The sequence below is a fragment of the Oceanibaculum pacificum genome (assembly GCF_001618175.1).
Taxonomy (GTDB): domain Bacteria; phylum Pseudomonadota; class Alphaproteobacteria; order Oceanibaculales; family Oceanibaculaceae; genus Oceanibaculum; species Oceanibaculum pacificum.
Genome location: NZ_LPXN01000054.1, coordinates 1 through 7,295, shown reverse-complemented (window position 1 = coordinate 7,295; position 7,295 = coordinate 1). Strand labels below are relative to the sequence as shown.

General features: G+C 69.0%; 7 protein-coding genes and 1 tRNA gene. 3 read left to right on the top strand and 5 right to left on the bottom strand.

All coding sequences use genetic code 11. The features are described from left to right. Positions 1–83 precede the first annotated feature (83 nt). On the bottom strand, positions 84–722 hold the full coding sequence (locus tag AUP43_RS04305) for a redoxin domain-containing protein (RefSeq protein WP_084462559.1): 639 nt from the start codon (positions 720–722) through the stop codon (positions 84–86). A 40-nt stretch (positions 723–762) separates the two neighbouring features. Next, a complete protein-coding gene (locus AUP43_RS04300) occupies positions 763–2,913 on the bottom strand; it encodes a protein-disulfide reductase DsbD family protein (RefSeq protein ID WP_232314870.1) in 2,151 nt (716 codons plus the stop codon). Positions 2,914–3,066: 153 nt separating this feature from the next. On the opposite strand from AUP43_RS04300, the gene AUP43_RS04295 reads away from it, so the two are divergent. Together AUP43_RS04295 and AUP43_RS04290 are read left to right on the top strand one after the other, a co-directional pair. Further along, the gene (locus AUP43_RS04295) at positions 3,067–4,023 is read left to right on the top strand and encodes a D-2-hydroxyacid dehydrogenase family protein (protein ID WP_067553112.1); all 957 of its coding nucleotides are present in this window, start codon (positions 3,067–3,069) and stop codon (positions 4,021–4,023) included. Positions 4,024–4,031: 8 nt separating this feature from the next. Beyond that, positions 4,032–4,859 (top strand): 23S rRNA (adenine(2030)-N(6))-methyltransferase RlmJ, encoded by an 828-nt coding sequence (locus tag AUP43_RS04290; RefSeq protein ID WP_067553110.1) that lies wholly within the window; start codon positions 4,032–4,034, stop codon positions 4,857–4,859. On the opposite strand, the gene AUP43_RS04285 is transcribed toward AUP43_RS04290, so the two are convergent. From AUP43_RS04285 to AUP43_RS04275, 3 genes are all read right to left on the bottom strand, one after another. Beyond that, positions 4,856–5,488, bottom strand: a complete 633-nt coding sequence (locus AUP43_RS04285; RefSeq protein WP_067553108.1) for an O-methyltransferase — start codon at positions 5,486–5,488, stop codon at positions 4,856–4,858. The genes AUP43_RS04290 and AUP43_RS04285 overlap by 4 nt on opposite strands. A 21-nt stretch (positions 5,489–5,509) precedes the next feature. Continuing rightward, positions 5,510–5,586, bottom strand: a tRNA-Arg gene (locus AUP43_RS04280). A gap of 231 nt (positions 5,587–5,817) precedes the next feature. After that, on the bottom strand, positions 5,818–6,219 hold the full coding sequence (locus tag AUP43_RS04275) for a DUF6165 family protein (protein WP_067553106.1): 402 nt from the start codon (positions 6,217–6,219) through the stop codon (positions 5,818–5,820). A 104-nt stretch (positions 6,220–6,323) separates the two neighbouring features. Between AUP43_RS04275 and AUP43_RS04270 the strand changes: the two genes are divergently transcribed. Next, positions 6,324–7,295 (top strand): glycosyltransferase family 9 protein (locus tag AUP43_RS04270; RefSeq protein ID WP_067553104.1); only part of this gene is annotated, 972 nt, incomplete at its 3' end.

The window sequence follows — 7,295 nt, the reverse complement described above, 5'->3', positions numbered from 1 at the left end:
GGCGTCTCGAAGGGTCGGGCGGCATAAAGAAAAACCCTCCCCTGAGCGAGGGGAGGGTTTGTGTCTTCGCCGAGCGGCTGTCCTTATGACGCGTAATGCACCGTGCAGCCATAGGCGCGGGTGGTGGCGTTCGGCACCGGCTTGCCGGAATCCATCGCCTGAAGCGCCTCGCGCACGTAATTCACCGCCTGCGGGATGTCGTCGGCCCGGGCGGACGGGATCGAATCGATGCCGCCCTTGTAGACCAGCGTGCCCTGCGGATCGATGATGTACATATGCGGCGTGGTCTGCGCGCCATAGGCCTTGCCGATCTTGCCGTCCACATCCAGCAGCGTGTTGGCGACGGTGGCCCCGCGCTGCTCGTTCAGCTTGATCGCGGTCGGGCCGTCGACATGGCCCTGCTTGCCGGGGCCGGAGGAGATGACCTGCAGCCAGACGATGTCCTTCGCCGCCGCTTCCTTCTGCACCTTCTGCATGTTCTCCGCCCCGTAATGCTTCTTCACGAAGGGGCAGTCATGGTTGGTCCATTCCAGCACGACGGTCTTGCCGCGCAGGGAATCGAGGCTGACGGTGCTGCCGTCGGCCGCCTTGCCGGTAAAGGACGGGGCCGGCTGGCCGATATCGGCCGCGGCGCCCACGGCGAGGGCGTTGCCCGCGGCGAGCGCGCCGACGGAGAGGGTCGCGCCCAGCAGGGCGCCGGTGAAAAGCTTACGCATCAACATGGCCTGTCTCCAATATCAGGGGTGACGCAAAGCCGCCGCTTTAGCCTGCGCCGATATCCTTGAGGATTCCGTCGACGGTCAGAATCTGCGGCAGTACGACCGGCCGGGCCTCCTGGCCCGCCGGGTAGAACAGATAGAGCGGCACGCCGGACCGGCCGAATTCGGCCAGCTTCTCGGTGATCGCCTTGTCCTGGTTGGTCCAGTCGCCTTTCAGATAGGCGATATTGCCGCCGCGGAAAGCCTCGGCGATCTCCGGCCGGTTCAGCGCGACGCGCTCATTGACCAGGCAGGTGATGCACCAGGCGGCGGTGAAATTCACGAAGACCGGGCGGCCCTCGGCGCGCAGCGCGGCCAGTTTCTCGGGGCTGTAGGCCTGCCATGGCGTGGTCGCCGCCGCGCCCGATTCCCCGGCGCTCATGCCCCCACTGGCCTGGGCGCTCATCAGCTGCGCCCGGTCGGCCGCGATATAGCCGCCGACGATCGCCGCCAGCGCCGCCAGCGCGGCCACGCCGCCGCCGGTCAGCCGACCGACCTGGCCGGAGCCGCGCGTGGTCTCGTACAGCCAGGCGGCGAACGCGATCAGCAGCATGCCGGCCAGCGCCGCCAGCACGCCGTCCGCGCCGGCCTGCAGCGACAGCACCCAGACCAGCCAGATCGCGGCGCCGTACATCGGGAAGGCGAGGAACTGCTTGAAGCGCTCCATCCACGGCCCCGGCCTAGGCAGGAAGCGCAGCAGCGGCGGGAACAGCGACAGCAGGATATAGGGCAGCGCCAGCCCCAGCCCCAGCACCAGGAACACGGCGAACAGCACCGGCGTCGGCGCGGCCAGGGCGAAGCCCATCGCCGCCCCCATGAAGGGCGCGGTGCAGGGCGTGGCGACGATGGTGGCCAGCACGCCGGTGAAGAAGCTGCCGGCATAGCCCGACCGCGCCGCCAGTCCGGAGCCCACGCCAGCGACCGACGCGCCAATGGTGAACACGCCCGACAGGCTCAAGCCCACGGCGAACAGCAGATAGGCGACCAGCAGCACGAAGACCGGCGACTGGAACTGGAAGCCCCAGCCGATCTGCTGGCCGGCGGCCTTCAGCGCCACCAGCAGGGCGGCCAGCGCGGCGAAGCTGGCCAGCACGCCGGCGGTATAGGCAAAGCCGTGCAGCCGCACCACGGCCGGCTCGGACCGTGCATGACTCACCAGCGACAGCGCCTTCATCGACAGCACCGGGAAGACGCAGGGCATCAGATTCAGGATTAGCCCGCCCAGCAGGGCGAAGATCAGCGCGGTGCCGAAACCGATCTCCAGCCCGGCCACGCCGCCGCCGGTCGCCGTGACCGCGCCGGCCGGGGCGGAGATGTGGAACGCCTGGGTCAGCACGCCGTCGCCGGTGCGTTCCTTCACCACCAGCACGCCGTTCAGCGCCGCCAGGTCGGGCGCGAAGGAATCGCCGGTTTTCAGGTTCAGCACGATGCGCCCGGCCTCGACCGCCAGGGCCTGCGGGGCGGCGTGGTTCAGCACCCCCCATTCGTCGGCATAGAACCAGATATCCTCGATGGAATCGGCGCGCAGGCCGGGGGCGTCGATGGCCAGGGCCAGCGCCCCGCCCTGCGCCTGGAAGCGGGATTGCCAGGGGCTTTCCACCGGCAGGCTGGCCTCGCCGGCGGCAATCGCCGGATGCGCCGGGCCGGCATCGCCGCCGGCCGCGACGACGGGCAGGTCGAGCGACAGCTCCACCTGTTCGGGAATGCAGATTTCCTCGCACACCAGCCAATCGATCGTGGCGCGGACCGGGAAGCTGCCGCCGACCGGCGCGTCGGCCGGGACGGATATGTCGGTCAGCAGCGTGACCGCGCCCTCATAGCCGTAATTCATGATCGGCCCGATGGCGAGGCGCGAGGGGGCGGGCCACAGGATGTCGCCGGCGCTCGCGCCCTCGGGCAGCGTCCAGGCGATGGTGGTGGGCAGCCCGGAATCGCCGGGGTTTTGCCAGTAGGTGTGCCAGTGCGGGATGATCTGCTTGTGCAGGCCGATGCGGATGGTCTCGCCTGGGACGACAGCCTGTGCGGAGGCGACCAGTTCGGCCGTCACATGATCGGTGGAAACGGGGCCTTGCGCGTGCGCGGGGGACAGGAGGCCCGTCGCGCCCGCGAGCACGCCGATTATCGCTGCAAGACCGCGCAGACCGAGCATCCGCATCCCTATCTCTGTTCGCGCATATCAAGTGGGGAAAAGCGCCGGGTTGGGCAAGCCTTTTCGCCGCATCCTCACGCGCAGTTGAACCGGGGCTTGATCTTCCGGCCCGGCGGTGGACATGGTTGCGGCAAAATTCACTCGGGGAGGGATTATCCGATGAGCTTCCGCTGCGCGGTGCTGGACGACTATCAGAAGGTTTCGACGAAACTGGCCGACTGGTCGGTCCTGGGCGATGCGGTCGAGGTGACCGTGTTCGACCGCTACATGGCCGAGTCGCCCGATCTGGCGGAGACGCTGAAGCCCTTCGACATAATCTGCATCATGCGCGAGCGCACGCCGTTCCGCCGCGACCTGCTGGAGAAGCTGCCGAACCTGAAGCTGCTGGTCACCACCGGCCTGCGCAACGCCGCTATCGACCTGGCGGCGGCGAAGGAGCGCGGAATCGCCGTCTGCGGCACCGACAGCCTGGGGCATCCCACGGCGGAGCTGACCATCGGCCTGATGCTGGCGCTGGCCCGCCATATCCCGGCCGAGACGCGCCGGCTGGGCGAGGGTGGGCAGTGGCAGAGCACGCTGGGCGTCGATCTGAAGGGCCGCACGCTGGGCATCGTCGGCCTCGGCAAGCTGGGCGCGCGGGTGGCCCGGGTCGCCCAGGCGCTGGAGATGACGGTGCTGGCCTGGAGCCAGAATCTGACGCCGGAGAGATGCGCCGAGGCCGGCGTGACCTACGCCGCCAAGCAGGAATTGTTCCGCCAGGCCGATTTCGTCAGCGTCCATCTGGTGCTGAGCGACCGCAGCCGGGGCATCGTCGGGCCGGCCGAGATATCGCTGATGAAGCCGACCGCCTTCCTGATCAACACCTCGCGCGGCGAGATCGTCGACCAGGACGCCCTGATCGCGGCGTTGCGGGAAGGCCGCATCGCCGGGGCGGCGGTCGATGTCTATGACCGCGAGCCGCTGCCGCGAGGCCACCCGCTGTTCGGCGTGCCGAACCTGCTGATGAGCCCGCATCTAGGCTATGTGACCGAGGATAATTACCGGGTTTTCTACAGCCAGATCGTCGAGGACATCGCCGCCTGGATCGACGGCAAGCCGGTGCGGCTGCTGGGCTGAGGGCGCGCGTGAATTACCGCCACGCCTACCATGCCGGCAATTTCGCCGACGTGCTGAAGCATCTGGTGCTGGTCCAGGTGCTGCGGCATCTGGGACGCAAGGACAAGCCGTTCTTCGTGCTGGACACCCATGCCGGGCGCGGGCTGTACGATCTGGCCAGTGTCGAGGCCGAGAAGACCGGCGAATATCGCGCGGGCATCGGCCGGCTGCTATCCCTGCCGGAGCCGCTGCCGCCTGCCTTGGCCGAGTATCTGGCGGCGGTGCGGCCGTTCCTGGCGCGTAACGCCTATCCCGGCTCGCCGCTGCTGGCGCAGGCCCATCTGCGCGCCGGCGACCGCGCGCATTTCGCCGAGTTGCACCCGGAAGAGCATGCGGCGCTGGACATCGCCCTCGGCCAGGATCGGCGCTGCAAGGCCGAGCGCCGCGACGGCTATGAGGCGCTGCGCGCCACCCTGCCGCCGAAGGAGCGGCGCGGCCTCGTGCTGGTCGACCCGCCCTTCGAGGAAAAGGGCGAGATGGAGCGGCTGGGCAAGGCGCTGCGCGAGGGGCTCCGGCGCTTCGCCACCGGGCAGTATCTGCTGTGGTACCCGATCAAGGCCCGCGCCGATGTGCGCCTGCTGCACGCGCTGGTGCGCTCGCTGGAGCCGAAGCAGGCGCTGGTCGCCGAGCTGACGATCTTCCCGGAGGATACCGAGCTGCGGCTGAACGGCACCGGCATGGTTATCGTGAACCCTCCCTTCGGCCTGCGCGAGGCGCTGGCCGACTGCCTGCCGCTGCTGGCCCGCACCCTGGCCCGCGAGGGCGCTGGCGGCTGGAAGCTGGAACCGCTGGCCTAAGCCCGGCGGCGCAGCTGGTACAGGCCGCCCCACCAGTTGGGCTGGTCCCGCCAGCGCGGATCGGCCACCGGAGCCTCGTCCAGATCATTGCCGTGGCGCACCACGAGGCCGACATCGATCCACTCGCCGGTCGGCAGCGCATCCTGGATCGCCGCCGCGATGGGCGGGTTATAGGCGTCGTGGATCAGCACATGGCCGCCCGGCGCCATGAAGCGGGCCGCCATCTCGATATCGCGGTAGGCGCCGTCATAGCTGTGGTCGCCGTCGATCAGCAGGAAATCGATGGGAAAATCGGCCGCCGCCTTCGGCAGCATCTCCAGCGACGGGCCTTCGTGAAATTCGGCGCGGCGGGCCAGCATCTGGCGGGCACCCTTGTCCACGTCGAAGGCGATGTCGATCAGCGTCATCCGGGCGTCGTGATGCCCGATATCGAACAGGGCCGATTGCGCGATCAGCGCCGAGCCGCCCTGCGCCGTGCCGATCTCGCAATAATGCCGGGGCCGCGCGGCATAGACCAGGCTGTAGAGAAACAGCCGCTCACCCAGCGACATCTGGCACGGTGCCGCCCGCACCGCCGCCAGGTTCAACGGCCCGTAGGCAGCGTTGTAGAGCAGGGGGCTGTCTGTCATGGGGCGCTCCCGCAATCAGGATGGTGTCCCCGGCAGGACTCGAACCTGCTGCCTACAGTTTAGGAAACTGTCGCTCTATCCTGATGAGCTACGGGGACGCCGGGACTGTTGTGCCGGAAAATCGCCGGCGGATAAAGGGGCTTGGCGCATCTGCGCGACGGAGCCGGCCGCCGCGATGCTTCGAGACGCGCCCTGCCGGGCGCTCCTCGGCATGAGGGGAGCCAAGCGGAAGCTGGAAGCGGATCGTCCCCAAACTCCCCTCGCCCTGAGGAGCCCTGCCAAGGCACTTGGGAGGGCGTCTCGAAGGGGTGGGCGGCACGCTCCGGACGTTACTCGTAAGGCTTGTAGGATTTCTCCTCAACCAAAGCGGAGCCGAGCAGGGTGTTGATCTCGCGCTTCAGCTCGGCGCGCTTGTCGTTGGTCTTGTAGACGGCGCGGGCCAGCGTCACGAAGCGGTCGCCGAAATCCTTGGCGCGCTCGCAATCGCGGATATCGTCCTCGATCTCCCACAGTGCCTCGTTCACGCCCTTGATGCCGGCCATCAGCCGGTCCAGCGCCGCCAGCGTGGCCTTGTCGGCCGGCAGATTGGCGTCGCGCACCTGGGACAGCGCGTCCAGCTCGGCGCGCACATTCGCCAGCTTCGCGGCATCGTCGATGCGCTCGGACTTGATCGCCAGGATCGAGATCTTGTCCATCAGCTCGCCCCAGGAGACGGGAACCTGGATCGCCATGCTCGTGAAATCCTCATCGTTCGAAAGCGGCGCATCCTAGTCGCCGGGCATCGCCGGGGCAACACCCGCTTCCCTTCTGGATCGCCGCCCGCTATACGCGAGGCATGTCCGAACCGACGACATCCCTTCCGGCGCGCCGCATCCTGGTCATCAAGCATGGCGCGTTCGGCGATTTCATCATGGCGCTGGGCGCGTTCCAGGCGCTGCGCCGGCATCATGCCGGCGACCATCTGGTGCTGCAGACGATCCCCTCTCTGGCTCCGCTGGCCCGCGCCAGCGGCTGGTTCGACGAGGTGTGGACCGACCCGCGCGACAAGGGGCTGGGGGCGCTGCTCGCGGTGCGCCGGCAGATCAGGGGCGGCCGGTTCGACCTGGTCTACGACCTGCAATGCTCGGACCGCACGAACCTATATTTCCAGCTGCTGCGGCCCGGTCCGCCGCGCTGGTCGGGCCAGGCCTGGGGCTGCTCCGACCCCGACCCGAATCCGAACCGCAACGCCACCCACGGCACCGACCGCTATGCGATGCAGCTTCGCCACATGGGCGTGGCCGAGGTGCCGCCGCCGGATGCCGGCTGGATCGAGGCCGACGTGTCGCGCTTCGCCCTGTCGGCGCCCTATGTGCTGCTGGCCCCCGGCTGCGCGCCGCACCGGCCGGAAAAGCGCTGGCCGGAGGCGCATTACGCCACCCTCGCCAACAGCCTCTCAGCGCGCGGCTATACGCCGGTGCTGGTCGGCACCAAGTCGGAGGCGGAGACCACGGCCGCCATCGCCGCCGCCTGCCCGGCGGCTATCGACCTGACCGACAGGACGCCCCTGTTCGAGCTGGGCGGGCTGGCCCGCCGGGCCGCCGGCGCGGTCGGCAACGATACCGGCCCGATGCACCTGCTGGCCGTGGTCGGCTGCCCCAGTGTGGTGCTCTACTCCCACGCCTCCACCCCGACCCAGAGCGGCCAGCGCGGCCCCAGGGTGACCATCCTGCGCGAAGCCACCCTGAGCGACCTGCCCCCAGCCCGCGTCGAATCCGCGCTGCTGGAGCTGATGGCAGGCGGTGGCGGTCTCCCCTCACCCAGCCTC